The organism is Rossellomorea sp. QJM3NY_18 (assembly GCF_056173145.1).
In genome coordinates this window covers 513639-538682 of record NZ_CM149659.1, presented here as the reverse complement: position 1 = coordinate 538682, position 25044 = coordinate 513639, and the positions used below count along the sequence as shown (strand labels likewise).

At 45.5% G+C, this 25044-nt stretch carries 26 protein-coding genes; 8 read left to right on the top strand and 18 right to left on the bottom strand.

Going from position 1 to position 25044, the window contains the following annotated elements:
* Positions 1-345: 345 nt before the first annotated feature.
* Positions 346-789 carry a GNAT family N-acetyltransferase gene (locus tag AC0VXY_RS02755; protein WP_475526809.1) on the top strand — a complete coding sequence of 148 codons (444 nt, stop codon included), beginning with the start codon at positions 346-348 and terminating at the stop codon, positions 787-789.
* Between the two features lie 45 nt (positions 790-834).
* Here AC0VXY_RS02755 and AC0VXY_RS02750 read toward each other — a convergent pair whose 3' ends face one another.
* Positions 835-1149: a phospholipase gene (locus AC0VXY_RS02750; protein WP_475526808.1), complete on the bottom strand. Its 315-nt coding sequence runs from the start codon at positions 1147-1149 to the stop codon at positions 835-837.
* 173 nt (positions 1150-1322) lie between these two features.
* On the opposite strand from AC0VXY_RS02750, the gene AC0VXY_RS02745 reads away from it, so the two are divergent.
* The gene (locus tag AC0VXY_RS02745) at positions 1323-1826 is read left to right on the top strand and encodes a peroxiredoxin family protein (protein WP_435993566.1); all 504 of its coding nucleotides are present in this window, start codon (positions 1323-1325) and stop codon (positions 1824-1826) included.
* Between the two features lie 44 nt (positions 1827-1870).
* On the opposite strand, the gene AC0VXY_RS02740 is transcribed toward AC0VXY_RS02745, so the two are convergent.
* Positions 1871-2782: a phosphotransferase gene (locus AC0VXY_RS02740; protein WP_475526807.1), complete on the bottom strand. Its 912-nt coding sequence runs from the start codon at positions 2780-2782 to the stop codon at positions 1871-1873.
* 110 nt (positions 2783-2892) lie between these two features.
* Here AC0VXY_RS02740 and AC0VXY_RS02735 point away from each other — a divergent pair, with 110 nt between their 5' ends.
* Positions 2893-3912: an NADP-dependent oxidoreductase gene (locus AC0VXY_RS02735; RefSeq protein WP_475527799.1), complete on the top strand. Its 1020-nt coding sequence runs from the start codon at positions 2893-2895 to the stop codon at positions 3910-3912.
* A gap of 169 nt (positions 3913-4081) precedes the next feature.
* On the top strand, positions 4082-5533 hold the full coding sequence (aldA, locus tag AC0VXY_RS02730; RefSeq protein WP_475526806.1) for an aldehyde dehydrogenase: 1452 nt from the start codon (positions 4082-4084) through the stop codon (positions 5531-5533).
* A gap of 183 nt (positions 5534-5716) precedes the next feature.
* On the opposite strand, the gene AC0VXY_RS02725 is transcribed toward aldA, so the two are convergent.
* Together AC0VXY_RS02725 and AC0VXY_RS02720 are read right to left on the bottom strand one after the other, a co-directional pair.
* Positions 5717-7090, bottom strand: a complete 1374-nt coding sequence (locus AC0VXY_RS02725) for an IS1182 family transposase (RefSeq protein WP_475526805.1) — start codon at positions 7088-7090, stop codon at positions 5717-5719.
* A 235-nt stretch (positions 7091-7325) separates the two neighbouring features.
* On the bottom strand, positions 7326-7559 hold the full coding sequence (locus AC0VXY_RS02720) for a hypothetical protein (protein WP_475526804.1): 234 nt from the start codon (positions 7557-7559) through the stop codon (positions 7326-7328).
* A 159-nt stretch (positions 7560-7718) separates the two neighbouring features.
* Between AC0VXY_RS02720 and AC0VXY_RS02715 the strand changes: the two genes are divergently transcribed.
* Positions 7719-8138: an RDD family protein gene (locus tag AC0VXY_RS02715; protein ID WP_475526803.1), complete on the top strand. Its 420-nt coding sequence runs from the start codon at positions 7719-7721 to the stop codon at positions 8136-8138.
* Here the strand turns inward: AC0VXY_RS02715 and AC0VXY_RS02710 are convergent.
* Positions 8115-8594 carry a GNAT family N-acetyltransferase gene (locus AC0VXY_RS02710; protein WP_475526802.1) on the bottom strand — a complete coding sequence of 160 codons (480 nt, stop codon included), beginning with the start codon at positions 8592-8594 and terminating at the stop codon, positions 8115-8117. The two genes, AC0VXY_RS02715 and AC0VXY_RS02710, sit on opposite strands and share 24 nt — an antisense overlap.
* A 133-nt stretch (positions 8595-8727) precedes the next feature.
* Between AC0VXY_RS02710 and AC0VXY_RS02705 the strand changes: the two genes are divergently transcribed.
* Positions 8728-9528, top strand: coding sequence for a VLRF1 family aeRF1-type release factor (locus tag AC0VXY_RS02705; protein ID WP_475526801.1), 801 nt, complete (start codon positions 8728-8730; stop codon positions 9526-9528).
* Positions 9529-9685: 157 nt separating this feature from the next.
* Positions 9686-9973 carry a hypothetical protein gene (locus tag AC0VXY_RS02700; RefSeq protein ID WP_060671453.1) on the top strand — a complete coding sequence of 96 codons (288 nt, stop codon included), beginning with the start codon at positions 9686-9688 and terminating at the stop codon, positions 9971-9973.
* A gap of 49 nt (positions 9974-10022) precedes the next feature.
* On the opposite strand, the gene AC0VXY_RS02695 is transcribed toward AC0VXY_RS02700, so the two are convergent.
* On the bottom strand, positions 10023-11981 hold the full coding sequence (locus tag AC0VXY_RS02695; RefSeq protein WP_475526800.1) for a phospholipase D-like domain-containing protein: 1959 nt from the start codon (positions 11979-11981) through the stop codon (positions 10023-10025).
* Between the two features lie 277 nt (positions 11982-12258).
* Entirely contained in the window at positions 12259-13062 is an 804-nt protein-coding gene (locus AC0VXY_RS02690; RefSeq protein WP_475526799.1) for an RDD family protein, read from the bottom strand.
* A 104-nt stretch (positions 13063-13166) separates the two neighbouring features.
* Between AC0VXY_RS02690 and AC0VXY_RS02685 the strand changes: the two genes are divergently transcribed.
* Complete coding sequence (locus AC0VXY_RS02685; RefSeq protein WP_475526798.1) at positions 13167-14123, top strand: stage II sporulation protein M; 957 nt, start codon at positions 13167-13169, stop codon at positions 14121-14123.
* Here AC0VXY_RS02685 and AC0VXY_RS02680 read toward each other — a convergent pair.
* The 11 genes from AC0VXY_RS02680 to AC0VXY_RS02630 form a co-directional block, all read right to left on the bottom strand.
* Positions 14115-15473, bottom strand: coding sequence for a DUF58 domain-containing protein (locus AC0VXY_RS02680; protein ID WP_475526797.1), 1359 nt, complete (start codon positions 15471-15473; stop codon positions 14115-14117). The genes AC0VXY_RS02685 and AC0VXY_RS02680 overlap by 9 nt on opposite strands.
* Positions 15424-16353 carry an AAA family ATPase gene (locus AC0VXY_RS02675; protein WP_435993584.1) on the bottom strand — a complete coding sequence of 310 codons (930 nt, stop codon included), beginning with the start codon at positions 16351-16353 and terminating at the stop codon, positions 15424-15426. The genes AC0VXY_RS02680 and AC0VXY_RS02675 overlap by 50 nt, the downstream gene beginning before the upstream one ends.
* On the bottom strand, positions 16350-17480 hold the full coding sequence (locus tag AC0VXY_RS02670) for a DUF4350 domain-containing protein (RefSeq protein ID WP_475526796.1): 1131 nt from the start codon (positions 17478-17480) through the stop codon (positions 16350-16352). The genes AC0VXY_RS02675 and AC0VXY_RS02670 overlap by 4 nt, the downstream gene beginning before the upstream one ends.
* A 36-nt stretch (positions 17481-17516) precedes the next feature.
* On the bottom strand, positions 17517-18146 hold the full coding sequence (locus AC0VXY_RS02665; RefSeq protein ID WP_475526795.1) for a DUF4129 domain-containing protein: 630 nt from the start codon (positions 18144-18146) through the stop codon (positions 17517-17519).
* Between the two features lie 63 nt (positions 18147-18209).
* Complete coding sequence (locus AC0VXY_RS02660) at positions 18210-19136, bottom strand: hypothetical protein (protein ID WP_475526794.1); 927 nt, start codon at positions 19134-19136, stop codon at positions 18210-18212.
* A 225-nt stretch (positions 19137-19361) separates the two neighbouring features.
* Positions 19362-19994, bottom strand: a complete 633-nt coding sequence (locus tag AC0VXY_RS02655; protein ID WP_475526793.1) for a response regulator transcription factor — start codon at positions 19992-19994, stop codon at positions 19362-19364.
* Positions 19987-21036: a sensor histidine kinase gene (locus tag AC0VXY_RS02650; protein ID WP_475526792.1), complete on the bottom strand. Its 1050-nt coding sequence runs from the start codon at positions 21034-21036 to the stop codon at positions 19987-19989. The genes AC0VXY_RS02655 and AC0VXY_RS02650 overlap by 8 nt, the downstream gene beginning before the upstream one ends.
* The gene (liaF, locus tag AC0VXY_RS02645) at positions 21033-21764 is read right to left on the bottom strand and encodes a cell wall-active antibiotics response protein LiaF (RefSeq protein WP_435993596.1); all 732 of its coding nucleotides are present in this window, start codon (positions 21762-21764) and stop codon (positions 21033-21035) included. Before liaF ends, AC0VXY_RS02650 begins: the two co-directional genes overlap by 4 nt.
* Before the next feature lie 135 nt (positions 21765-21899).
* Complete coding sequence (locus AC0VXY_RS02640; protein ID WP_435993598.1) at positions 21900-22553, bottom strand: PspA/IM30 family protein; 654 nt, start codon at positions 22551-22553, stop codon at positions 21900-21902.
* 24 nt (positions 22554-22577) lie between these two features.
* Positions 22578-22913 carry a lmo0954 family membrane protein gene (locus tag AC0VXY_RS02635; RefSeq protein WP_475526791.1) on the bottom strand — a complete coding sequence of 112 codons (336 nt, stop codon included), beginning with the start codon at positions 22911-22913 and terminating at the stop codon, positions 22578-22580.
* Positions 22914-23082: 169 nt separating this feature from the next.
* A complete protein-coding gene (locus AC0VXY_RS02630; protein WP_475526790.1) occupies positions 23083-24870 on the bottom strand; it encodes a M3 family oligoendopeptidase in 1788 nt (595 codons plus the stop codon).
* Positions 24871-25044: the final 174 nt, after the last annotated feature.

Sequence of the window (25044 nt, the reverse complement as noted above, 5' to 3'; positions counted from 1 at the left end):
TTGTCATATCAATATTTACGGATAAAAAGTGGAGGTCCGTCCCTCGGTATACAATGTAAAGACGTTGAAGTTAAATTTTCCATTATATGTATTTTTGCGCATATACACTTGTAAATGACGCAATTCCGTGGAGAATGACGCAATAAATTTTAAAATGACGCAATCAACCAGAAAAATGACGCAATAAATGTTAAATCGACGCAATTCTCTTTTATTTCCCCTGTCTAAATAACCTGATTCCCCACTTAAGCCTCCCGTTTAGTCTATTTTGTTTCAGACTTTACCCTTTTTCACGTCATGTTATTCCCCGTCTATCATAAAATAGTGTATGGAAGGGGGTATTGGATGAAGGTATTTCGTGCTCGCCTTTCAGACTTGGAAGGCCTTGTTGAACTTTTTAATGATTATCGCATGTTTTATCACCAGAAATCGGATACGCATGGAGCGAGACAGTATCTTGAAGATCGCCTATCATATGATGAATCTGTGATTTTTGTCGCCATTCACGATGATGAATATGCAGGGTTCACCCAGCTGTATCCTTCTTTCTCTTCCGTTTATATGGAACGTATCTGGAAGCTGAATGACCTTTATGTCTCAAGAAAAGCTCGTAGACTGGGTGCCGGACAGATGTTACTGGAAGCCGCGAAGGACCATGCGGTGCAAACCAATGCAAAGGCAGTTATTTTGGAAACTGACCGGGACAATGTTCAGGCACAGGCATTGTATGAGAAGAATGGTTATATAAAGGAGGAAACGGTTTATCACTATACCCTGAATCTAAAATAATTGAATCAATGAAAGAAGGTCCAATGAAACGGACCTTCTTTTATATTATATCCAAGACCCCCTGCATCGGCCTCTTCCACATCGATTCCCCTGACACTTAACCTTCGTCTGCAGTTGCATGTATTGATAGAAGAGAAAAGCATGCCGACCTTTTCGGGTATGCGGGTCGATTTCGCTCTCCAGTTTCCTCATGAACATCCTGTCACACTCACATGTCGGGCCATACTGGTCATAGCAAAGGTCATGGGCTTTGCAGGCGGCATCAACCGAATTGACGGGTGCCCCCGGTCCACTGCATCCCGGACCGCACCACTTGTATTCAGGGAAAATACATAGTTTCGGTCTGTCGTTATTTCTCATCGTATTCTTCCTTTCCCGTCATGTTCCACACATTAGTACGTTTCATTTCTCAGCAAAAGGGAAATACACCTTATGAAAGAAAATTACATTACTATATTGTATGTAATCGCAAGAGGTCAGGTTTGTCCTAACGCCTATTTGACTAAAAAGAAAAACAATAGGAGGAATGAATAATGGCAACTTTTCAATTAAAAGATACGGTACCAAATTTCACTCTCCCGGCAGTTTCAGGTGAAACCTTCTCGTTTGAGGATCATCAGAAAGAACATCAAAGCTGGCATCTCATCGTCTTCTTCAGAGGGTCATGGTGCCCTGTATGTCAGGAAGAATTAAGAGAGCTGCAAGCAAATAAAGAATACCTTGAAAAAGAAAATGTTCATTTACTGGCAATTTCAAGTGATAAGATGGCAGATTTACAGGAATTCGCGAACAAAGAAGATCTCACTTTCCCTATATTAGCCGATGAAAAATTAGAGGCGATCAAAGCCTATGATGTCTTTTATCATGGAGAAGATGCTCCCTATGACGATCACGGACAGCATGGTGAACCGGCCTACTTCCTTGTGAATGAAAAAGGACAAGCCATGTACCAGCAAAGACAAACGAGTCCATTCGGACGTCCCCATGCCAATGAACTGCGTAAAATTGTCAAATATATTCAAAAGAATGTGAAGTGAAAGAAGTAGAAAGCCTGGTTGACAAAGAGTCAATCAGGCTTTTTTTATGTCAGGGCAAGCTTCAGGCTTTTCTGAGCTTCCACTATTGTATGGGGCTGTTTTTCATGGTAGCCGTAAAGAAGTAAAACCACGTTCGTATAGATGGCTTTGAACCGCGCGTATTCCAACTCGACCTCTTCTACCTCTCCGTATTCCCTAAAAAAAAATTCACGACCTTCTGGAGTGAGAAAACTGTATACAAGGTTTAAATCAATGGCACGATGACCAAGATGCACATCTCCCCAATCAAGGACCCCTGATAGGATGCCCTCTTTGTTTATCACGATGTTTTTAAAGTGAAGATCCCCATGTACGAGAGTTGTTTCTTGTGGCAAAGACTTCTTTGGTAAGTGTTGAAGATACTCTTCTAATTCTCCTGTTTGTTGTAAAAGGTTCAGCTTCTTGATTTCATTTAAGTTCTCCTTCAAAACGGACTGCCGCTTTTCAACATCCAACCGATTCAGCTCGTCATAAGGGACTCCCCGCTTTTCTGCTTCCGCCACACTCGTTCCGTGAAGCTTTTTAAGAAACCGTGCCATGGCAATGGCAGACTCACCCTCTCTCTCGACAGAGGCTGCATTGGATGGAATCGTTCCCTCCACAAAACGATACCCGAGAAACGGCCATTTGTACTGAGATGAAGGCTTTCCGTAAAAAACCGGGACTGGAATCTGAAGACCCGCTCGGCTTTCTTCAAAGAATGGCAAGAGCTTTCCTTCCGTTTCCAAAAGCCTTACAGCGATCTCACGCCTGGGAAAGCGGAATACCCAAACGCCATTTACTTTCATGACCGTATTGTCAAAACCATAATCCATAATTTCGATCTCAGCAGGGATCAAGTCCTGAAACTGGGACTCGATCATCTTTTTAGCCTGACAAGGGGTGATCGCTACCTCTGCATCCCATAGATGTGCCACATTTACCACACCTTTCTCAAGTGTTATTCTTTGTAGAATCTGAACTTATTGTGATAAGTTTCAAGTAATCGAAAAAAATGAAAATTAATATTCAAGGAGGAATCGTTATGTTGCCTGAAACACAGAAACAAATTCAATTAGTATCCCGCCCTGAAGGAATGCCTGTCAAAGAGGACTTCCTTTACAAGGAAATTGACGTACCAACTCCATCCAAAGGAGAAGTTTTGGTGAAGACGTTGTACCTTTCCGTTGATCCTTATATGCGGGGCAGAATGTCTGATGCCAAGTCCTACGTTGCTCCTTTCCAATTAAACGAAGCGCTCTCCGGCGGAGCCGTTGGAGAAATCGTGGAGTCAGAGTCTGATCATTTCAAAAAAGGGGATTTCGTCGTCGGTATGCTGCCGTGGCAGGAGTATTCACTTGCCCATGAGAAAGAGGTCCGCTCCATCGATCCGGATGTCGCCCCGATTTCTACACATTTAAGCATCCTTGGGATGACTGGGTTGACGGCATATTTCGGACTTATGGATATCGGCCAGCCGAAAGAAGGCGAAACCGTGGTCGTATCAGGAGCTGCAGGTGCAGTGGGATCGGTTGTGGGACAAATCGCCAAGATCAAAGGTGCCCGTGTTGTGGGGATTGCAGGATCAGAAGAAAAAGTCAGCTATCTGACCGATACCCTGGGATTTGACGAAGGAATCAATTATAAAACGACGGATAATATTTATAAAGCGTTAAAAGAAGCATGTCCAAACGGCATCGACGTGTACTTTGAAAATGTCGGTGGTGAAATCGGTGACGCTGCCCTTAGTTTACTAAATAAACATGCACGTGTACCAGTATGCGGCGCGATTTCTTCTTATAATAAGACAGACAGGGACCTAGGACCGCGTGTTCAGACGAAACTGATCAAATCAAGCGCACTCATGAAAGGCTTTGTCGTCAACGACTACAACGACCGCTTCAAAGAAGGCGCAACAGAGCTTGGCCAGTGGCTCTCACAAGGAAAACTGCAATACGAAGAAACCATCACAGAAGGCCTCGACAACGTAACCGACGCCTTCCTCGGACTCTTCCAAGGAAAAAACATCGGCAAACAACTCGTCAAAATCGCCGACCCAAGTAAATAATCCTTGAGGGACGGACCTCCATATCCTCACCTAAAACCCTGATGTATCAACATTCAGGCAGGTGTGAGAGAGGTCCGTCCCTCTTTCTTTTGCACATCCTTATGTTTACTCCTCCCCATTGGACGGGAAAAGAGGAAGATATGTGATTAACAGTTCAGGAGGAGGAGTAATGGTGAAGAAGTATCAGTTATTTATTAATGGTGAGTTTGTTGATAGTTCGTCAAATGAGACGATGGATGTCATTAATCCTGCGAATGAGGAGACGATTTCTTCCATACCTTTAGGCACGGAAGAGGATGTCAATCAGGCAATCGAATCAGCCCATACGGCTTTCCTATCGTGGAATAAGGTTCCGTCCAAGGAACGGGCGTCTTATTTATATAAAATGGCAGACAAATTGGAAGAGCGGAAAGATCAATTTGTGCAGATGCTGACGGAAGAAAACGGGAAGACATTGGAGGCCTCTGAAGGCGAGTTGGATTTCGCCATCGAGTATTTCCGCTACATGGCGGGATGGGCGCTCCGTTACGAAGGGGAAATCCTTGAGAGCGAACGGTCAAACGAGAACATCCTCGTGTACAAGAAACCGATCGGTGTCGTCGCAGGAATCGTTCCTTGGAACTTCCCGATGTTCATCCTGGCGAGAAAAGTGGCACCGGCTATCGTGACGGGCTGTACCATCGTACTGAAACCCAGTCAGTATACACCGAATACCGCGTGTGAGTTTGCTAAGATTGTAGATGAAGTAGGGCTGCCCAAAGGTGTCTTCAATCTTGTGACAGGGAAAGGATCGGATATCGGGAACCCAATGTCCAGCCACCCTAAAGTGCGCATGGTGTCCATGACGGGAAGTTACCCGGCAGGTTCAAAAGTGATGGAAGCAGCTTCAAAGTCCATCACAAAAGTAAACCTGGAACTCGGCGGCAAGGCTCCGGCCATCGTCACGAAACATGCCAATATTGATCTAGCCGTTGAAAAGATCAAGACATCCAGGATCACAAACTCCGGTCAGGCGTGTACGAATGCCGAACGGGTATATGTTCACGAGGATGTGGCAGAAGAGTTCATCAGTAAAATGACCGAAGCAATGAAAAACACAACGGTCGGGGATCCAACAAACCGCGATAACGAGATCGGTCCTCTTGTGAATAAAGACCGCCTCGAGACCGTGACGAAAATGGTCAACACCGCCGTCGAAAACGGAGCCAAAGTCCTAACGGGCGGGAAACCGGTAAATGTGGAGAAAGGCTTCTATTATGAACCTACCATCCTTGTGGATGTGAAGCAGGAAATGGACATCATTCAGGAAGAAATCTTCGGACCGGTATTGCCGATCATGACGTACAAGGATTTTGATGAAGTGATCGAACTTGCCAACGATACGGAGTATGGTCTTTCGTCTTCGATTTTCAGCGAAAACCTGCATGAAATCATGAGAGCCGCAAACGAGCTTCGATACGGGGAAACCTTCGTCAACCGTGAAAACTTCGAAGCCATCAATGGATTCCATGCCGGCCGTGGCCAATCAGGAATCGGTGGTGCAGACGGGAAACACGGACTGAATGAGTACCTTGAAACACATGTTGTTTATCTCGAGTATGATGAAAACTACAAGGGTTAACAGAACCAAGAGCCTGACCGCTGATAGCGGTCAGGCTTTTTAATAAGATACATTTCCCCCAACAAAAAAAGCCCTGCGCTTGGGGCTGTTGACAAAAGGGAAAGGAGCTTAGTCTCCTTTCCCTTTTTCCTTCTTTTTTCGTTGTAAGTGTCGCTTTTTACTTTTTGTCTCCTCTCTGTGGTGCTAATTCAATCCTTTAATCATTCTTTTAAGATTTATTGCCATCGCCGAAAAGAGGCATTGTTCCAGGATTTTTCCTATGCCCCTTTTATATGTCTTATATAAATTGTGTTTTGTTTTCAGCGTGCCAAAAGTTCCCTCGCACCAAACCCTTCTTAGTTTCTGAATCCTCTTATACTCTCTTGTTTTGGTTCTCTCTGCATTTGCTTCTAACAATTCATGTGAAATTGGACGGGCGATTGTTCGCCTACTGGCTGTCTGGCCGAAGCAGTTAATCCTAAATGGACATTCTTTACAGTCTTTTGCCTTAGCCGCGTAGGTCTTCATATAATTCCCATTATTACTTTTAGCCAAATGCGTAAAAGCAAGGACTTTTTGATTGGGACATGTATAGTGATCCTGTTCTCGATCATAGGTAAAGTCTTTATACGAGGTTGTTTTGAAAGCTGTGTTGGATTCAGTAGGGCTAATATAACCAGTTATCTCAAGGGTAGTAAGGCCATGGTGGATCTGGGTGGTGTCATATCCCCGATCAGCTCCGATCTTTTGAATCGTCAAATTAAACTTTTCTTTTGTCACTTTTAACCGTTCAACAAATGGTTCACAATCGTTAACGTTTCCAGCCGTTGGATGAATATCGACAATAATCCCATGGGCTGCATCAATGGTGGTATGAGCTAAATAGTGAGGGCCATGAGGTTTTCCTGGACGGTTTAATACACCGGCATCCTGATCCGTTGTCACAACGGATACCGTATGAGTTTTCTTTCCGTTTGGCTTGCGTCCGCGCTTCTGCTTTCCGGTTTCTTTTCTTTTTCTCTCTAATCCCTCTTCGATCTTTTTCGTTTCTTCTTCAAGAGTATTCAAGTATTGTGAAGGAGTTTTGGTCACTTCAACTTTTTGGACTTTGTCTTTTGACGCACTGGCTTTTATATGGGTCGAATCGGTCACCACTACTTCTCCTGTCACAAGTCCCTCCATAATACAGAGCTGAACCACGTGGTCAAAGATTTCCTGGAACACCTCCCCATCGTTAAATCGTCTGCGACGATTCTGACTGAATACAGAGTGATCGGGAACGGGGTCCGTCAGATCCAACCCTAAGAACCAGCGATAGCCAACGTTCAATCTCACCTCTAATTCTAGCTGCCGTTCAGAATCAATATTGAATAGATAGCCGATCAGCAGCATTTTAAACAAAATGACAGGATCAATGGATTTGCGGCCAATCGGTGAATAGTACTTTTCCATCTTTGTATAAATAAACGAGAAATCAATCTTTTTTTGGATTTTTCTCAATATGTAATTGTCAGGAACCAGCGCATCTATATCAATAAATTCTAATTTTCCTTGCGTATCTTCCTTACGTCCCATCATAAGAATACCCCCAATAAAAAATCGGTGTTGAATATTAATTCGACACCGATTTTAGAAATTCCTATTAGATTGTCAACAGCCCCGCTTCAGGACTTTTTAATAAACGGTATATGAAACACTTAAGAAATGATAAAGAAATTCGCCAACGCAATTAATAGTAGAATGATAGCAACACCAGAACTCATCCAAAGGATATCGTTAAAATCCATTTTCAACTCAGCCATTTTATCTTTGTTTAGCAACTTACTTCACTCCCTTGAAGATTTTCAATAAAACCGATGACTTTAAAGAGGGACAGGTCCATTTTAGGATTTGTCGATGTAGAGCAATTCGAGCACTCTATCTGATTTACATTCATCGTGGAACGAAATTCATTCGAACAACGTGTACACTCCAGAATATGTAAGTCCCTCGTCTTCCCCTTCCGATCAAATTGAATGCGCTCTCTGCCCTGATTAATATAGCTCATGTTATTCTCTCCCGTCGAATGTTATTTAGTACATATTTACCCGATGTAAAGAACATAAAACATGATTTATCTGATTTCTTGAAGAAATTGGCTTTGCAGAACATCGCCTAATTCTCTATATGCTACAATAATCACAGACTATTGAAAGGAGGCGGCGATATGATCAGTCAACCAGCAGGGTTTTGGATCCGGGTAGGGGCAGGAATCGCCAATGGGCTCTTTATTAATCTTCCATTACTTGTCCTTTTCGCTATTGTGACGGACGAGTTTAACCCGGAGGATCCATTTGTTTCGTCCATTATGTTTCTTTACTTTCTACTGACACCCGTCTTTTGGAAGGGGTATGATGTAGGGAAAAAGACAATGGGCATACGAATCGTGAAGAAAGATGGAGGAAACGTACATATCGGAAACATGTTGATGCGAAACGTGGTTGCCGGAATATTTTATCTGATCACTTTTGGTTTCGGTGCCCTTCTAAGCGCATTCTTCGTTATTTTCCGTGATGATAAGCGTGCAATCCATGACTTTATGGCCGGAACGTATGTGACAAAATCATCTCCTGAAGAAATGTCCTAGTAGCTGGAGAATGAAAAAAACAACCAGCCTCGGCTGGTTGTTACAATTGTTTCTCATGAAATGCTGACTCTGTCCCTTCGGAAAATCCTTAAGGACACCAAACTCCTTATATCCCATTATTTTATAAAACGCCGGTGCCTGGAAGCTGAACGTGTCCACCATAACGAGTCGGCACCCTTTTTCCCTCGCATACTCTTCTGCCTTATGAAGTAATTTCGCCCCATATCCACCTTTCCTATAATCCTCCGACACCCAAAGGAAATCCACATGGAGATGATGCCAGAACATCTGACCGGTCACACCACCAACGATTTCACCCCCATCATTTCTCATGACAAAACTGACCTTTTCAAGTGGCATTTTCGTTTCTTCATCAATCTGGGACATATTGTACTCAATCAACTTTTGCCGTATGGAATCACTGTCTTCTTGAACCCACTGTCTCTTGATTTCCATCTTCCTTCCTCCTCTATCACTCTATTTTTCCTGAACATCCACTCCCAGCGAATTCCCTTTTTTACCAAAATGATGTTTAAACACTTCCTCAACCGTTTATATGAAAAGTAAGAAATTCATAAGGAGGAGTTCCATGTCTTTAAGGAAAACAATAAGTGTGTTGGAGAATTTATACTTACAAAAGCCGGACAAATTATTGACAGTCTACTTAAATACCGACCGCAGCGATCCTGATCAGCAGGGTGGAGAGTGGAAGATCGCTCTCAAGAATGGGTTCAACCGACTCGAAGAATATCTTGAAAGCGCACCGGAGGAAAAAGAAAGGCTTCAAACCATCCGTCCGAAAGTAGAGAACTACGTGCATAGCCTGGAACGTGAATTGCCTCGGAGTTTCATCATTTTCGCTTCAGCTGACAGTGGAATCTGGGAAACGTTCGAACTTCAGGTGTCTGTGGAAACGAATTTCTACTGGGAGGAGAATCCTCATCTTGACCAATTGAAGGCTCTCCATGAAGAACATCCCTATACGGGTCTCGTGCTTCTTCAACAAAATCAAATCAAAATTCTTACTTCTGTATTCGGAGAAATCCAGTCCAGCGAGTTCATGGAATTCGATTTGGAAACCGATGACTGGCGCAGGCACGAAGGACCGCATCATGCAGATGTCAGCATGGGAAGCGGCGGCGGAAAAGCCAACCAGCAGGAGGAATACGAAAACCGCTTGAAAGCCAATCAACAGCGTTGGTGGAAAAGTCTCGGCAGCATCCTCGACAAAAAAGCAGCCGATGAAAAATGGGAACGAATCATCCTCGTCGGGGATAAGGAAGAAGCCGCTGTATTGGAAGAAAGCATGAATAAAGACGTTCATGAAACCATCGGGAAAAACCTATTGAATGAGAATGAACATAAAGTTGTGGAGAAAATCCTGGCATAATGACAGTGTCCACCGTCCTTCATCTGGACGGTGGTTTTTTATGAGATAAGAATATCCGCCCCCCCTTCCCATCATTCGGAATCTAAAACAATTCATTCAATCAAACAGGCACAAGTCCCCCTAACGTTCATACACTGAAATAAGGAGGTGTGTGTCCGTGCTTTCACGTATAAAATGGTTGTCCTTTTCAATTGAATTATTTTTGGCTGTTCCCATCTTTGGTAATATTGCCGGAGAATCGATTCCTTTTCTCCTCTGTCTAATAGCCCTGTGGCATGCGAGCGTATTGTACATTTCCCGGTCGGAAGATCAGCCGATCCTCGGAAGCATCCTTGGAATCCTCGCTTCCTTCTTGAACTTCTTCCCGATTATCCGATTGATTGCCCATGCAATCACTGCAATTGTCCTTATCTTTGAAATTCAGAAGGCCCCCGGGATGGAATGACCTAGTAAAAAGGATGGTTCTCGAAATGAGAACCATCCTTTTTTCATATTTATTGAAGCATTCCGCCGGCATTCGCGTATCTTGCATTGAACTCCTGCAGGAATTGATTCGTGATGCTATCGTCATGGATGATGAGCATATTTTCATCATTTACATTATTGCCGTTTTCACTCCAGTTGGTCGATCCCACAATGACGGTTGGATCACTGGTGGTATCCGCGTCGATGAGCATTGTTTTGGCATGAAGCTTGCGGCTCTCATTGGCAGCGTATACCGGTGCAGGATTCGCCCAGCGTGTATTTGGGTTATTCGTACTCGTCTGAGAGGCCGTTCTTCCGGTCATTTCGATGCTTGCCGACCACCATTGGTTCCAGAAGCTTGGATCGAATACGCCTTTTACGTCAAAACCTGTCAGCGTTCCCTGATTATCCACATAGCTTCCTTCCCATTTGTTCTTCAATTCGTCCACCAGCGCCTGATCACTCCAGGCGAAAATGGTGAAGTACGCGTTTTCGTCCGCTTCCGTTTTCACGAGATCCCTCATGCGTCCAACAGCGTCATCTCCGGAAGAGAAATAAATTTCAACCTTATCGCCGCCGATCGTCAAGGTATGAGGCGTATTATCGATTTTCCGTGTACTGAAATTTGAAACTGCATTATTGGGTGTCATCGTCCCGCTTCCCCACATCTCTTCAAATTCTGTTTTATAAATCGAAGCAAGCTCAGGAGAATGGACCTCTACGACATGCTGCTGATTCCCATCAAGGATTCCTTGCTCCATGTTTTCTTCCGTTCCATAAAGTCCTGTAACGGTAAAGTTCCAGCTGCCCGTGAAAACCCATTTTCCATCAATCACAGCAAATTTGTTATGCATCTGATTGCCGGGAGAATAATAGCTGTCCGTGTCTTTCAATTCTCCTTCAACAAACATATAGCCTGTTGTCGCCGTGTTTCCGACTGTCACGTTCCGCTGCGGGAAATCATTGTAGCTTGCTGGTAAATTAAATGCCGCACGCTTCGTTGCATCTTCTACTACAAACATGGGAGAATCAGATAAAATATGGGCGTCGTCCCCTGTCCCGACTATTCCATCCTTCCCGCGGACAAGCTTCTCCAAGTTTAGTCGCATCGTTTCATAGCGTTCTGCATAGTGGGGATCACTTCCGTCCTTCGCATCTGCCAGAATTCGTACGTCCACCCCTTGAGCGGCTTTTTCCATTAACGCCTCGACTACCCGTGGCAGATTAATTTCGTATGTGGCGAAATCAATGGATGTGCCTGCAGCATTCAGCCGCTTCAATAATCGATCCTCGAGATTGACATTGTAGTTGGCTTCATTACCCGGCATGGCGTATTGAGTAGAGGCGCTTTTATTGAAATAGACATTGATGGCACCAAGCTCTTCGCTCACGTTGGTAAGGGATTCACTCCCATTACCCGACGGTGCTGCGGCATTAGCCGCTTTAGGTGTCCCGAATCCACCTTCGTATGAAGTGGTTGCCGTACTCCAATTCGTTGATACAGTTCCACCGACAGATGGATCGATTCTCGACATCGTCGCTTTCGTTGTATTGTCCCCGGCATACCATCCATCCACTTCATCGATGATGGTACCAGATGCATCTTTCAAGTACAGGGTTTCATTGGAATTCCCAAGGCTTCCTGTATATACTTGATCGGCTGCAATGGTTGAAATCGTGCTGTCGCTCGTTCTTTCCAGCAAAAAATAATCCTGTGCCGCAACCGTCCCGCTTAAGGCAATGCTCGGTGAACCGTCCTCGGCTTCAAGTGTCCAACCATCAAGGGCAAGATCCGTTGAAGTTGTGTTGTGGAGTTCCATCCATTCATTGTTGTAGGAACCTGTCGTCCCCATCCATGCCACTTCATTGATGACGGCTGACTGGGTTGCAGCTTCCACGCTCTTATTTCCACCCTGTGGCTGAATAAATCCTCCCGTAAGTAAAAACAGGATACTGATGCTCGATAGTGATACCTTTTTTGTCCTCATGCCCTTTCCCCTTTCAGAATACAAAGATATTAAAATGATTACAGTACAAGTATATTTTGTCGCATTTTGTAATGTAAGGGGAGAATGGACATGATTTTTCTAACCATTTTGTAAATTTTGTAGATTCAGTGTAAACCGCCATCACTATATTCCTACTAGTTTTACTTTATTTACTAATAGATTTGGTCTATTTGGAAACAAACGTTTACATTAAAGGAAGAAACCCATTCAGGTACAAAGACCTAATAAAAACAGCAGAGTCTTCAGACTCTGCTGTTTACAATTCGATTTCCCAATCATCCCTCATTACCAAATACAGAAGGAGAAGCGTATTTTCCAGTTCTTCATAGGTCTTCCCATCCATATCGATTCCAAGTTTCGGAAACAGGATATCGGCCAATTTTTTGCTTAAATGATTCCTCTTTGCAAGGGGCAATTGCAGGAACCGGTTCGCGTACGTCCTGACCAGGTTCCACTCTTTTGTACCGAGCTGCTTCAACGTCCACTCTTCAACTGACAGATTTTCTTGTCTAAGACCACGTTCCCGGATTTCTTTTTCAATGGCCTTCTCTTTCTTCTTCCCTTTCACACGGCGTTCATGCACGACGATGGTTCCTGCCACGATGTCCCCCAGCCGTTTGTGCTTGGAGTGAAGGAAGATCATGATTATCCCGAGAAAATAGGAGACCGGGAGCATGTCGATGATTCTCATCAGATTCCGGATGAAGCAAGATAATAGTGTCACACTGTGGCCATTTTCCTGTATCACACGGATGCCTAACATCCGTTTACCAACTGTTTTCCCTCCCCAGAAGTATTCCAGGGCGAAGAAATATCCCCAATTAATGACGAAGATGGTGATCAAGAAGAACCCCAGGAAAACTGAATTGAAATCGAACATATTTAATTTCAGATTATCGTCTGCGAGGGCGAAAAACAGGAGCACCACAATCAAGATATTAATGATAGTCAAGATGATTTGATCGATCATAAGGGCCGCGGCACGGCTTCCAAGGCCCGCCGGCTGAAATTTCAGGGATACATATTCGGGCGTCCGGATATCGACCTGTTCTTCATGCATATCCATCCCCTCCTTTTGGTTGAATTTACCTTTAATGGTTTCTATTTTTTTCTAAACTTACTATAATAAGAGATAAGAAATCCAATGAACGAGTAGGTGTCACAATGAAAGTGAAGCAATTTGTCAAACAGCACCGGGATGATTGGAAGGCTCTTGAGGATCTCCTCGGAACGTTGCGAAAAAGAAAAAATATGAGGGGAACGTCCATTGATCAATTCAATCGCCTCTATCAAAAGGCTGCCCAAAACTTATCGTACAGCCAGACCTATTTTCCCGAAGAAGAAGTGACGGATTATTTAAATGGACTCGTTTCGAAATCTCACAATCTCTTTTATAAAGATCAGATCTCAAGCGGAAAGCAAATCCGGCATTTTTTCTCCACGACGTTTATCGGTCTCCTTCTCGATCAGTGGAAATTCGTTGTCCTGGCAATGGTCTTGTTTACGATCGGCGCACTGGGTGCCTTTCTTTCCGTCGTGAATGATCCCCTGCACCTTTATTCCATCCTCCCCCCTGAAATGTCACAGGGAGTGGACCCCGGAAATCTGGGAAAAAGTGACGGTGAGGTGAATTCTTCCATCATGTCGGCTGCCATCATGACCAATAATATCAAAGTGGCCTTCCTTGCTTTTGCAGGCGGTGTCACCTTCGGTTTATTGACGATGTATATGCTTGTATACAATGGCATCATTGTCGGTGCCCTTGCCGCCGTCTTCTGGCATCAGGGAATGAGCTACGAATTCTGGGCGTATATCGTCCCCCACGGCATGATTGAGCTTACGGCCATTTTCATTGCCGGTGGTGCGGGATTGTTGATGGGTTATAAGCTTTTCGTACCCGGACGCTTCACGCGGGGATATCAACTGAAGGAGCAGGCGAAACGATCCGTCCAGCTCCTCCTCGGTACGATTCCGCTATTTATCATCGCCGGGATCATCGAAGGCTTCATCACGCCGGCCGCGATCTCACTTCCTGCGAAGTACATGGTCGCTCTGTTGACAGTTGCCGGTCTGATTCTCTATATGGCCATCGGCAAGCTCCGCCTCAGCAGGCTACACTAATCCGCGATTCATCAAATCTATATAGTACGAAACGGCCGTCGTTGCCAGTTTCTCTTCTCGGGCCTCCACCATCAGGAGGCCCTGTTTCTCCCACTTGGATTTCTCCCTCTTTTTGACGAGCATCTGTTTCTGGGCCATACTCTTCATCATCGCCTGTATCTCGTCAACCGGCTCCGACTTGATCCTTTTCATCAACATGTCATCTTCTATCCCGATCATTAAAAAGAGATGCTGCCTGCGCAGTCGCTGCAGATAATATAGGGCATTATCTTCATGGAGGAAGGTGTGGATATCGCTGAATAATAACAGCAGACTCCGTTTCTTCTGGACCGTCTGGAGGTAATGGAGGACGGCTGCATAATTGGATTCCGCCGCGTCCACCTCGAGATTATAAATGCGGTGAAGGATGGTCTGGAGATGCGCCATCCCCTTGGCAGGCGGGATATACACCTTCACATTCTTACTGAAAGCGAGGACCGATACATAGTCCCCGTTTTGAAGGGCAGCCGCCGTGACGGTCAAGGCGGCTTCAAGGGACCTCTCCAGCCGGTTCCCTTTCTCAAGCTCCGCCCCCATCATCCGTCCGCAGTCAATGAGAATCGTAATATATTTCCCGTGTTCAGGTTCATATTCATTCGTCATCACTTCTCTGAGCTTTGCCGTTTGACGCCAGTTGATCTTTCTGGGATCATCCCCGACGACGTAATTCCTGATTTTCGAAAACTCCCCTGCCCCACTCTGCATCTTCCGGATTTTCACCCCTTCGTACAGTAAAAATCGCTGGGCATCTTCGAGTACCCTTCTCGTTTCAGTAAGATCGGGGATGACTTTCACCTTATCCATCGTTTCCACGGTTTTTTGTTTCTCCCATAAGCCCAGAGAGCTCCGGTAGCGGAAATAGAGCCTGGTTAACTGATAATCCCCCCGTACAGGGGTTATCACATCATATGAGGGCTTTAGGGTTGAATGACCGGCAAGCTTCCCTTCAAGTGGGGATGTGGCTTGAAAGCTTTGCGGTGTCCCGTCCAAGATACGGTACGACATATCCCGATCCGATGTGTTATGGATCGTTAATTCGACCGTATAATCAAGTCCTCTTTCCATTTGATCAGGGATGCTCCTCCTTATTTCAATATTCTTCTTTGAAGGAGTGAACGTTAAATCGATGAGGCTCAAAACGAGAAACAAAGCATTCAATATAAAGATCCATGTCCATGACAGCCCAACCAGCGTACCTCCAAAAAGGATAACTGAAAAGCATGCGTACACGATCAGCAGCCTCCCAGTCGGCAGGACACCCTTATCTTGGAACAGTAATCGACCCAATAAGCTCCTGGATGACTTGGTCAATGGTCAGTCCCTCCAATTCTACGTGCGGAGATAGCTGGATGCGATGTCTGAGGGCAGGTCTTGCCACCATCTTGATATCATCAGGGGTGACATAGTCCCGCCCTGACAGATAGGCCCATGACCTGCCTGCCTTCCCGATTGAAATGGCCGCCCGTGTACTTGCGCCGAAGCGGATCGTTTCCGTTTCCCGGGTTTTCCTGACGATCTGCATGATATAATCCAATACCGCGTCGCTCAGGGTGACATCCTCGATTTCTTTCCTGATGGATAAGAAGGTTTCAATGTCGAGGACGGCCCCCACTTCACTCCGGTCGATATGATTCTCGATCACCTGTTTTAAAACGGACTTCTCTTCTTCAAATGAAGGGAAATCAATATCGAGCTTGAACAGGAAGCGGTCCTGCTGAGCTTCCGGAAGCGGGTAGGTTCCTTCGAATTCAATCGGATTCTGTGTTGCCACAACAAAGAATACATCTTCAAGGGGGTACGTCGATCCTTGGATCGTTACCTGCTTTTCTTCCATGGCTTCCAAGAGTGCCGCCTGGGTCTTCGCCGGTGTCCGGTTGATTTCATCGGCTAATAGGACGTTGGTGAAAATCGGTCCCTTGATCGTTTGGAAACGGTTGTCCTTCATGTTATAAATCGTACTTCCCGTTATGTCACTCGGCAGCAGGTCCGGGGTGAATTGAATCCGGTTAAAGCTTCCTCCAAGCAAACGGGACAATGTTTTGACCATTTGAGTCTTCCCGGTGCCCGGGACCCCTTCGATCAATACATGTCCTCCTGCGAGAATCGAAGACAGCAAGAGTTTAAGATTCGTCCCCTGTCCCACGATGCGCTCTTCAAATATCTCCATTAAGGATGTGATTTCTGGTTTCAACGATCCTCCACCTCTTTCCTGAATAATTCTATTCTTTTCGACCATAAGATATATTCCTGTTTACTGATTCTCTCTTTATTCAGCACACCTTTCATCCCCATTAAAAAGGAGGCGATTTCCTTTTCGGAAACGGTACGGAGTCTCCGTTCCAGCGGTTCTTTCAAGTCCCCCCACTCTTTACTCGTCGGGATCCCCCACCGCTCCTGGAACAGGAGTCTTACATATTCAGCCTGGATCAGAAGTGACGCCTTGTACTGTCTCCCTTTTAAGTACCATGCTGAAAGGGCCTTGATTCGTTCATCACTGAACCGGACCATTTCCTCCCGGGGTACAAGAATGCCCCCGAACCGTTTCCCCTGCATCCAAAGCCCGAGTAAAGTGAAGATGGCTGATTGAAGGAGCAGGAGCAATAGCCATTGCGGATACAGGGTCGCTAGGGATGCCCCGCTTTCTCCTCCATGGAGGTATTCATCAAACAGGATGGCCCCTTCGTCCGCGCCACCTTCTTTTAACAAAAGAAGGATCAGGGAAAGATGATCCTTCTCAAGGATACTGCCATTCGTCATCCATGCCGGTGTGGTAGAAACAACGAGGTGACCCTGCCCCACTTCAGTCTTATAGGCAATGGTTCCGTCCACATCATCCAGTAGGACCGTATCCCTTTCTCCTTCTTCAAGGCGGACGCTTGATAACGTATCGGTTTTATATGTATTTCCTTCCACATCACGTACAAGAGGAAGCACCGGATCGTTCCCTACCCCTTCCGCCTTGATATCGAACATCCCTTTTGGATTATCTTTCATAAGGAGGATGGTATTGCCCCGCCTCATGAAATCCTCGTACTCTTCCATTTCTTCCTGATCCGGGACTGTAAACGGCTCCGCCATGATCAGAAGCTGGCCGGATCCTTTTTTGGACAACCGGTCTGGTGAAAGGGACCAGCGACGAACGGAATCCCCTTCGTCCTCCAAATAGGTGTAAAGGGCCTTAATCCCTGTTGGAGAGGGGGATTCTGATACATAGGCCGGATACTCCTTCAGCTTTTCCGGAGAAAGAAAGACCCCGATCACGATGAATGCACCAAGAAGACCCACCAGAGGGATCCATCTTTTTATTGTTAACTTCAATGCCCGATCCTACCTCCTTTCCCTTACACTGTCCATCTATGAATCTCCTTTTTCCAACCAGCCGCTGGCTTCCTGTTTATAATGGAGATACTCCTCTTTCTCCACTTCACGTTCACCATACGCAACCTCGTCGAATAAAAGGGCAAGCCGGTAGAATCGATCCGCCCATCCTTGATTCACTTTACGCAGTTCATCGTAATACTCCCAGTTCGTCTTCCACACGCGTGCTTCCAGATACTCCCTTTCATGAAAGTACAGAAGCAGTGCCAGGAACATGTGACGGGTGGCTTTCGTATAATCACCCAGGTCCTCCTGCTTACGCGCTTCCTCGAGATGCCTTGTATAGGACCACTCCATCTCGTTCATGGATTGAAGGGGCTTGTTCGAGCGGAACCTGCGTCTTCTCACCCCGTTTCGCACCACATTGAATGCTATGAGGAGAAGGATGCCCACAACGATGACGATGAGCGTTATCAGGATTCCCGACGCCGCCCCGCCCGTCGGTTCAAGAGAAGGGTTAATATTACCGAGCAGATCCCGGATCCATTCCTTTGCCTTTTCCCACAGGCCCGACAGCAGGTCCTGATTAGCCTGGAGGTAGGCTTTGTATTCTTCCCCTTCCAGAATTTCTTCGAGTTGATCCCTTGCTCTGTTTTCATTCAACACTTTCTTCACCTAGCTTTCAGATCAAAAGCCCGGAACCCCGGGCCAGACTGGATACTTCCTTGGTTAAATCGTATGGTAGTCATCGATCATGTCATTTAAATCATCCGCGTCATGTCTTGTTTTAAGGTCAAAGAACATCACTCCGAAGCCAACAGCGAACAACATGGTCGTAAATAATGTCACTACATTGAGGATCATCCCGTATAAAACACTATTTCCCAATACGAGGCCGAACGTCAATTCAAATGCGGTATTGACGATCCCAAGGATCAGACCGAACACGATATACAATCCGATGATGGTGAAAGTGCGCTTTTTCGTCAGTCTCCAGCTTCTACCAAGTCCCGGGGCGTCATGCTCAATGGCCGCTGCTCCCAGGTAGAAACTCCAGCGTGCCAAAAGATAAGCGACTATAGCCGCAATGAGGAGGAATAAGACGACGATCGTAATGATCACCCCGACCCCTGTATCAAACAAAGCAGCACTGAATACCCCTGCGATCCCGATTGTGAAAACAGGGACAAATATAAAACCAAACACGATCAATCCAAATAGGATACTGCTTCCGATGATCGGCCAAAAACGAGAGAATCCTTCTTTGATGACCAGCTTGACCGAGTAGTCTTCATTTTTCCTCATATGATTCAGAGTAAATAAAATCGCCGCTTGTGCGATCGGTGTCAAAATCATCGTAATCAAACCGATCAGAGCCGTGCCGAGTTCCGCTCCCACGTTCACTGCCGGTCCTTCCTCGGCTGTAAACTCTCCTGAAAAGCTGTTGACGATTCCATCGAACCAGGTTTCCCCTGATCCTGTCGTTCTAAAAAAACTGACTCCCGACGCGAGTTCAATGAGTGCCTGCAATAAATAGACAGGTCCCAATAATACAAGAACGATCAGGAAAAAATCTTTGAAATGGTTCTTACTCAGTCGAAATGTATGATCCAGTATTTCACCGAATCGTTTTGGCTTACTGAATTGTGCGTTCATATTCTGACCCTCCACTGCTTATTTTTCAAAATTTTACAATATATCGCTTATTTTAACATTATTCCTTCTTCAGTTGATGAAATATTTGTCATTTTTTTGCACTTATTTACTATCAACATCGTATGTCCATTCATATGATTCCATTTACATTTGATGCGCTCTGCTTTCTTCTTTCTATACGAAAAAGTGACCCAAAAAGTTTTCTTTTTGGGCCACTTTCTTAAATTATTTTGCGAGATCATGTTTAAAGGCATAGATGACGGCCTGGGTCCGGTCCTGTACTCCGAGCTTGGAGAGGATGTTGCTCACGTGGGTTTTCACTGTTTTCAGGGCGATGAATAATTCATCGGCGATTTCCTGATTCGTTTTCCCCTGCGTCATGAGAAGGAGGATTTCAAGCTCCCGGTTTGTCAATTCCTCATGAGGATGAGAAACAGTCTTCTGCCTCATCCGTGTCATCATCTTCCCCGTCACTTCGGGTTCGAGTATTGACTGCCCGTTATGGGTTTTACGAACCGCTTCTGCAATTTCACTTGCCTTGGATGTTTTCAGCATATAACTGACGGCCCCCGCTTCAAGGGCAGGATACACCTTATCATCATCGAGGAAGCTTGTCACAATGATGATTTTAGCTTCCGGCCAATCCTGGATGATTTCTTTCGTCGCCTGAATGCCATCCATTTCCTTCATTACAAGGTCCATCAGGATGATATCCGGCCTCAGCTCAAGGGCAAGTTGTACGCCTTCTTTCCCGTCAGACGCTTCCCCTACGACATCGATATCCGCCTGGGCCGACAAATAAGATGAGACCCCGATCCGTACCATTTCATGGTCATCGACAAATACTACTTTAATCATTCTTTTCACCTTCATTCTCTACAACGGGAACCTTCACTTCCAAGCGCGTCCCCTTATTTGGCACACTGACAACTTTAAACGTCCCACCGATTTCAATGGCCCGTTCCCTCATATTCTGAAGCCCATACGAGCTCGTCACCTTCGATTCATTCACATCAAATCCGAGGCCATCGTCCACCACCCTTAAGATGATGATGGATTCCCTTTTAATGAGGCGGATGTCGAGGGAAGTGGCCTTGGCATGGCGAAGTGTGTTCGAAACCGACTCCTGCAAAATCCGGAATAAATGATCTTCAATTCCTTTATCCAGGCTCATGTCTTCGATTTTCCATTCGATATCAAGAGGCACCTTTTGAGCTAATTCGACCAACAGCTCCTTCATTCCTTCTTGAAGATTCTTTCCTTTTAACGCAACTGGGCGAAGGTGGAGAAGGAGTGCCCTCATTTCAAGCTGCGATTGATGGATCATCTGCTCGACCATTCCAAGCTGTTTTTCTTCATGAGGAGTGCGTCCAGCCGATGGGGTTTCCGTGATGGCAGACATGAGCATCGACGCGGCGAACAGTTGCTGACTGACCGAGTCATGCAATTCCCTCGCCAAACGATTCCGCTCCTGAGATACGATTTCCTGTATCCTTTTTTCCTGCTCCTCGGCTTTTTCATTGGCAAGTTTCTGGGAGTACCTGGCTTGATCGGTGAGATGCTTCCCGAGGGCATCTACCTTTTTCCACACCTGCTGCACTTCGGAGGTTGCCGTTTCAGGAATTGTGATCGTGCGCCCTTGTTCCACATGATGAAGGGCATCTTCCATTTCCCGCAGCTGCCGCTTATCCTTCAAGCCGCTCCGGATGCCGAAAACAATGCCGATCACAATACTGAAAACGAGAATAAATCCTGCTCCTGGTATATCCATGATTTCCACTTCCCATAAAAGGGACCAATCCTGCAACGGATATAAATAAAAGAAGGAAAAGGATAAAAACAACACCATGATAAGTGAAAAGAGGATACCTGCAACGACCTGCTTACTGACCGTACTCATATTCTCTTCACCTCAAGATCCCCGATCCACATGGAGGTGATGATCTTCACCCGCTGGACCGCCTCATCGTATCCCGGTGTTTGATAATAGAGTGACTGATTGATCGCTTTCGGCTCTACTTCATCAAAAATCTCAATGGATCCCGCCAGGACCGAGTGATGCACACTGACTTCCACGTCATATGGGATCAGAATCTCGATATTCCCCAGTATATTCCGGATGGATACAACGGAAGTCCCCTTTGGAAGTACCGTATTCCCGATGTCGATGACCGAGTCCCCGATGACGCCCTGGATGTTGATATCATTCCATTCATACACATCATCCGGCGTCCGCTTTGGACCGAACCATTCATTCTGAAGAGCGGACCTTTTCATGATGAGCGGTTCATGGCTTTGCGAAAATGTTTCCTTGATGGACGGCGTGATGTACTTCGGATGTTTCTTTGAATCGGCGAAGCGTACAATGATAAATAGAAGAATACCGAATAACAAAAACTTAAACGCCACCGTATTGAAGATATTGATCGCTAAACTGATGATCCCGAACCAAAGCAGGATCTTCCCAGACGTCCTCGGCAGTTTTTTGCGTCCGATATATATGCAGAATGCCGCAATCGATAGAAAGACGAGAACCCCCCCATCATAAAAGGAGACTTCCAGCAGTATTAGCAATGTCCCGATTAAAATGATCCAACTGATTCCGTCAGAACGTAAACGATTGAACATGGGGGTCCCTCCTTTCCGGTTATGTATTTAACGTCCCGCAACCGGCTCATATCCTATGATAAAACGGGGTGAACCCATCATGGGCTCCCCCTTTTTAATTGTTATCTTGTTTTTCTTACCCTAGAATACCATGTTTTAGGACGGAATGGCTTCTGTTTCCTCATTTTTCATGTCTTTTTCCAATTTGGCAATCTTCGCGTCGATTGTGTTCCGATAATAGGAAGAATTCACACCATGCTCGAGTTGATCTAAGTATGTCTCAATTTCATCAAACTTAGAGAATACCCTATTGTTGTAACCTGATGATGATTCAAGTACCGAATTCACTTTATTATTGGCGCGGGCAATATTTTCCCTCCCCATCAGTTCCATACGCTTGATGTACATATCCTTTAGTTTGTGCTTCATTTCTTCATATTTACGCTCAAGTTCTTCAAGCTCTCTTGTCGCTTGCAGCTTGGATTCCTGGATCCGCACGGCACGTTCTTCATAGTATTTTTGTTCCTGCAGGGCAAATTCATACAAGCCTTCTTCACTAGCCTTGGACGCTACCTCTGCCTGATACTTTCGTTTGTCGGCTAAAACGGAAGCCTGTTGATACTCTTTCTGAAACTCTTCTTTTAATAAATACTGCCTTTCGACAAGCTTTCTTACCTTTTCCACTTCCTGCTCACATTGCCTTAAGTAATGATTCAGAACCGCAATCGGATTTTTCTTTTCCTTTTTATCAATTGCTTCGTGAAGGTCTGACATGACGGTATTTTTCAATCGTTGAAATAAGTTTGCCATTGTTAAATCTCTCCTTTAGTTTTTTTATTGTGACCATTCTCTTTCAAAGTTCGTGAAGGGATCCGACGTTTTCTCTTCGATGATGACTTCTTCTTTCTTCCAGTTCTTATAGATTACATACAGGACATACAGAGCAACGAGCCCGAGGATCGCCGGGAAGTTTGATACGGTTGCACTGAATGCGGCAAGACCGATCAGCGCCCAGAGGATTTTCTTCCCTGTGGAGTCTGTCTTGACGAAACCTTTAAAGCTGTAGTACATGATCAATAAAGAGATCGCAAGCCCCACAATCGGTCCTAAATTGGCCAGCAGTACGATCGCTGCAATTCCTCCGGCTAAAAGCAATCCAACTTTCTTCATATGTTTGTTGCCTCCTTTCTTCTTCATGTCTCTATCCTACCTGGTTTCCCGATTTCCCATAACGAGCCGGAGCTTTATTTTCGTATCAGACTTGAGGCTTAGGTGTGGTAGGACTGAACATTAAAAAGGTCCGTCCCTCAATAGCAGGGACGGACCTCAACACGCTTATTTAGTTCGTCAGTTCGAGGAATTCTTCTACATCCACTATGCAGAGGTTGATTCCTTTTTGCCAGAAGGCTTCTTTGGTAATGTCCTCACCAAGATGCTTCATGGCAAGGTCTTCCACGTTCATGACGGCTGTGTCACGGAGTAAGGCCATGTATTTCTCTTCATAGCTTTCGCCGGACTCCAGTGCCTTCGCGTAAATGCTCAGTGAGAACAGGTAGCCGAATGTATACGGGAAGTTATAGAACGGCACTCCTGTGATATAGAAATGGAGCTTCGAGGCCCAGAATCGAGGGTGGACCTCTCCCAGTGAACCGGCGAATGCTTCCTTCTGGGCTTCCACCATCAGCTCGTTCAACGTATCGACAGACACGATCCCTTTTTTGCGTGCTTCATAGAAACGGGTTTCGAATAAGAAGCGGGCATGGATGTTCATGAAGAATGCCACGCTCCGCTGAAGTTTATCTTCGACGAGGGCAATCTTTTCTTCCTTAGTTCCTGCTTCCTTCACGGCTGCATCTGCCACAATCATTTCGGCAAAAGTGGAGGCCGTTTCTGCGACATTCATGGCGTAGTTGCGGTTCAACGTATGCATCGGTTTTAACGCATGGGAATGGAACGCATGCCCCAATTCATGGGCAAGTGTCGAAACATTTGACATCGAGCCTGAGTACGTCATGAAGATCCGCGATTGATCACTTAACGGGAATGAAGTACAGAAGCCTCCGGGACGTTTTCCTGAACGGTCCTCTGCTTCGATCCACTCATCCTCAAAGGCTTTTTCTGCAAACTGTGCCATCTCACTTCCGAAGCGGGAGAACTGTTTCAGAATGAATTTCGCTCCTTCATCGTATGACATCGTGCCCGTCGACTCTGCCACGGGTGCATCCAGGTCAAACCAGTCCAGTTTGTCCTTGCCGATCAATTTCGCTTTCCGGTCCAGATACTGGACGAACGGCTTTTTGTTTTTGCTGATGGCCCCCCACATGGCGTCGAGGGTTTCCTGCTTCATTCTGTTATACTCAAGAGGCTCTTTCATCAATTCGTCCCAGCCCCGCTTTTTATACACATTCAAACGGAAGCCGCCGAGATGATTGAGGGTCCGGGCAAATAGCTCCTCATTCTGTTTCCACGCATCCTCCAATTTGTCGAAAACCTCTTTACGCGTCTTCGGTTCCGGACTCGATAGTAGATTATTGGCCTGTCCCACCGAGAGGTTTTTTCCGTCGTGTGTGATGTCCATCGCTCCGACGATTGTGTCGTACATCTGCCCCCAGCCGTGATAGCCATCGACTGCGAGCGCCCCGATCAAGGATTCTTCACTGCTTGAAAGCTTGTCCTTCGCTTTTTGTCTCCATTCATTCAGCACAAACGTAATCTCATTTAAGCGATCATGCTTCAGCAGGTCTTCCCACACTTCTTCTTCGCAATCTGAAAGCTGCTGCTGGAATTTCGTGAAGGTAGATGAGAAATCTGCACTCAGGCTTGTGACTTCGCTTCGAAGAGAATCGGCCTTCCGATCATGCATGTTCTGAGCTTCCAAACAGCTGACAAAAGCACCAGCCTGGCGCAAATACAGCATCACTTCCTTCGCTTCATCAATGAGCTTCCATACAAGCTCCGCATCGTTCGCCGATTGAGGCGGATGAAAGGCAAGGGCATTCTCTGCGAAGTCATTTTTCTTCTTTTCCAATGTATCGAGATGAGTCCTGAATTCCGGTGATTCACTTCCACCTTTGAAAAAAACATCTAAATTCCAAACATTTGAATATGTATGAGTTGTACGGTCCATAATGTCCCCCTAATATAAATGTGTAAATTGTCCTTATCTTATTTCTAATTCTCGATAAAACCTCTAAATCCTTCATGATCTTTAACAATTCCTTTCACCCAAACTCTCTTCATTTGGTTTTTAAACGGATAAAAGTGGAATAGTATATAGCAAACAACAGGTCTCGAAAGGGAT

Bases quoted from the DNA above. Each gene is read 5' to 3' on its own strand.
- AC0VXY_RS02640 (WP_435993598.1), bottom strand. From the start codon at position 22,553: ATGGCAAACTTATTTCAACGATTGAAAAATACCGTCATGTCAGACCTT.
- AC0VXY_RS02650 (WP_475526792.1), bottom strand. From the start codon at position 21,036: ATGAGTACGGTCAGTAAGCAGGTCGTTGCAGGTATCCTCTTTTCACTT.
- AC0VXY_RS02660 (WP_475526794.1), bottom strand. From the start codon at position 19,136: ATGAACGCACAATTCAGTAAGCCAAAACGATTCGGTGAAATACTGGAT.
- AC0VXY_RS02710 (WP_475526802.1), bottom strand. From the start codon at position 8,594: ATGGAAATCAAGAGACAGTGGGTTCAAGAAGACAGTGATTCCATACGG.
- AC0VXY_RS02690 (WP_475526799.1), bottom strand. From the start codon at position 13,062: ATGCATGAAGAACAGGTCGATATCCGGACGCCCGAATATGTATCCCTG.
- AC0VXY_RS02715 (WP_475526803.1), top strand. From the start codon at position 7,719: ATGATCAGTCAACCAGCAGGGTTTTGGATCCGGGTAGGGGCAGGAATC.
- aldA (WP_475526806.1), top strand. From the start codon at position 4,082: ATGGTGAAGAAGTATCAGTTATTTATTAATGGTGAGTTTGTTGATAGT.
- AC0VXY_RS02725 (WP_475526805.1), bottom strand. From the start codon at position 7,090: ATGATGGGACGTAAGGAAGATACGCAAGGAAAATTAGAATTTATTGAT.
- AC0VXY_RS02720 (WP_475526804.1), bottom strand. From the start codon at position 7,559: ATGAGCTATATTAATCAGGGCAGAGAGCGCATTCAATTTGATCGGAAG.
- AC0VXY_RS02705 (WP_475526801.1), top strand. From the start codon at position 8,728: ATGTCTTTAAGGAAAACAATAAGTGTGTTGGAGAATTTATACTTACAA.
- AC0VXY_RS02685 (WP_475526798.1), top strand. From the start codon at position 13,167: ATGAAAGTGAAGCAATTTGTCAAACAGCACCGGGATGATTGGAAGGCT.
- AC0VXY_RS02655 (WP_475526793.1), bottom strand. From the start codon at position 19,994: ATGATTAAAGTAGTATTTGTCGATGACCATGAAATGGTACGGATCGGG.
- AC0VXY_RS02635 (WP_475526791.1), bottom strand. From the start codon at position 22,913: ATGAAGAAAGTTGGATTGCTTTTAGCCGGAGGAATTGCAGCGATCGTA.
- AC0VXY_RS02750 (WP_475526808.1), bottom strand. From the start codon at position 1,149: ATGAGAAATAACGACAGACCGAAACTATGTATTTTCCCTGAATACAAG.
- AC0VXY_RS02630 (WP_475526790.1), bottom strand. From the start codon at position 24,870: ATGGACCGTACAACTCATACATATTCAAATGTTTGGAATTTAGATGTT.
- AC0VXY_RS02755 (WP_475526809.1), top strand. From the start codon at position 346: ATGAAGGTATTTCGTGCTCGCCTTTCAGACTTGGAAGGCCTTGTTGAA.
- AC0VXY_RS02695 (WP_475526800.1), bottom strand. From the start codon at position 11,981: ATGAGGACAAAAAAGGTATCACTATCGAGCATCAGTATCCTGTTTTTA.
- liaF (WP_435993596.1), bottom strand. From the start codon at position 21,764: ATGTTCAATCGTTTACGTTCTGACGGAATCAGTTGGATCATTTTAATC.
- AC0VXY_RS02745 (WP_435993566.1), top strand. From the start codon at position 1,323: ATGGCAACTTTTCAATTAAAAGATACGGTACCAAATTTCACTCTCCCG.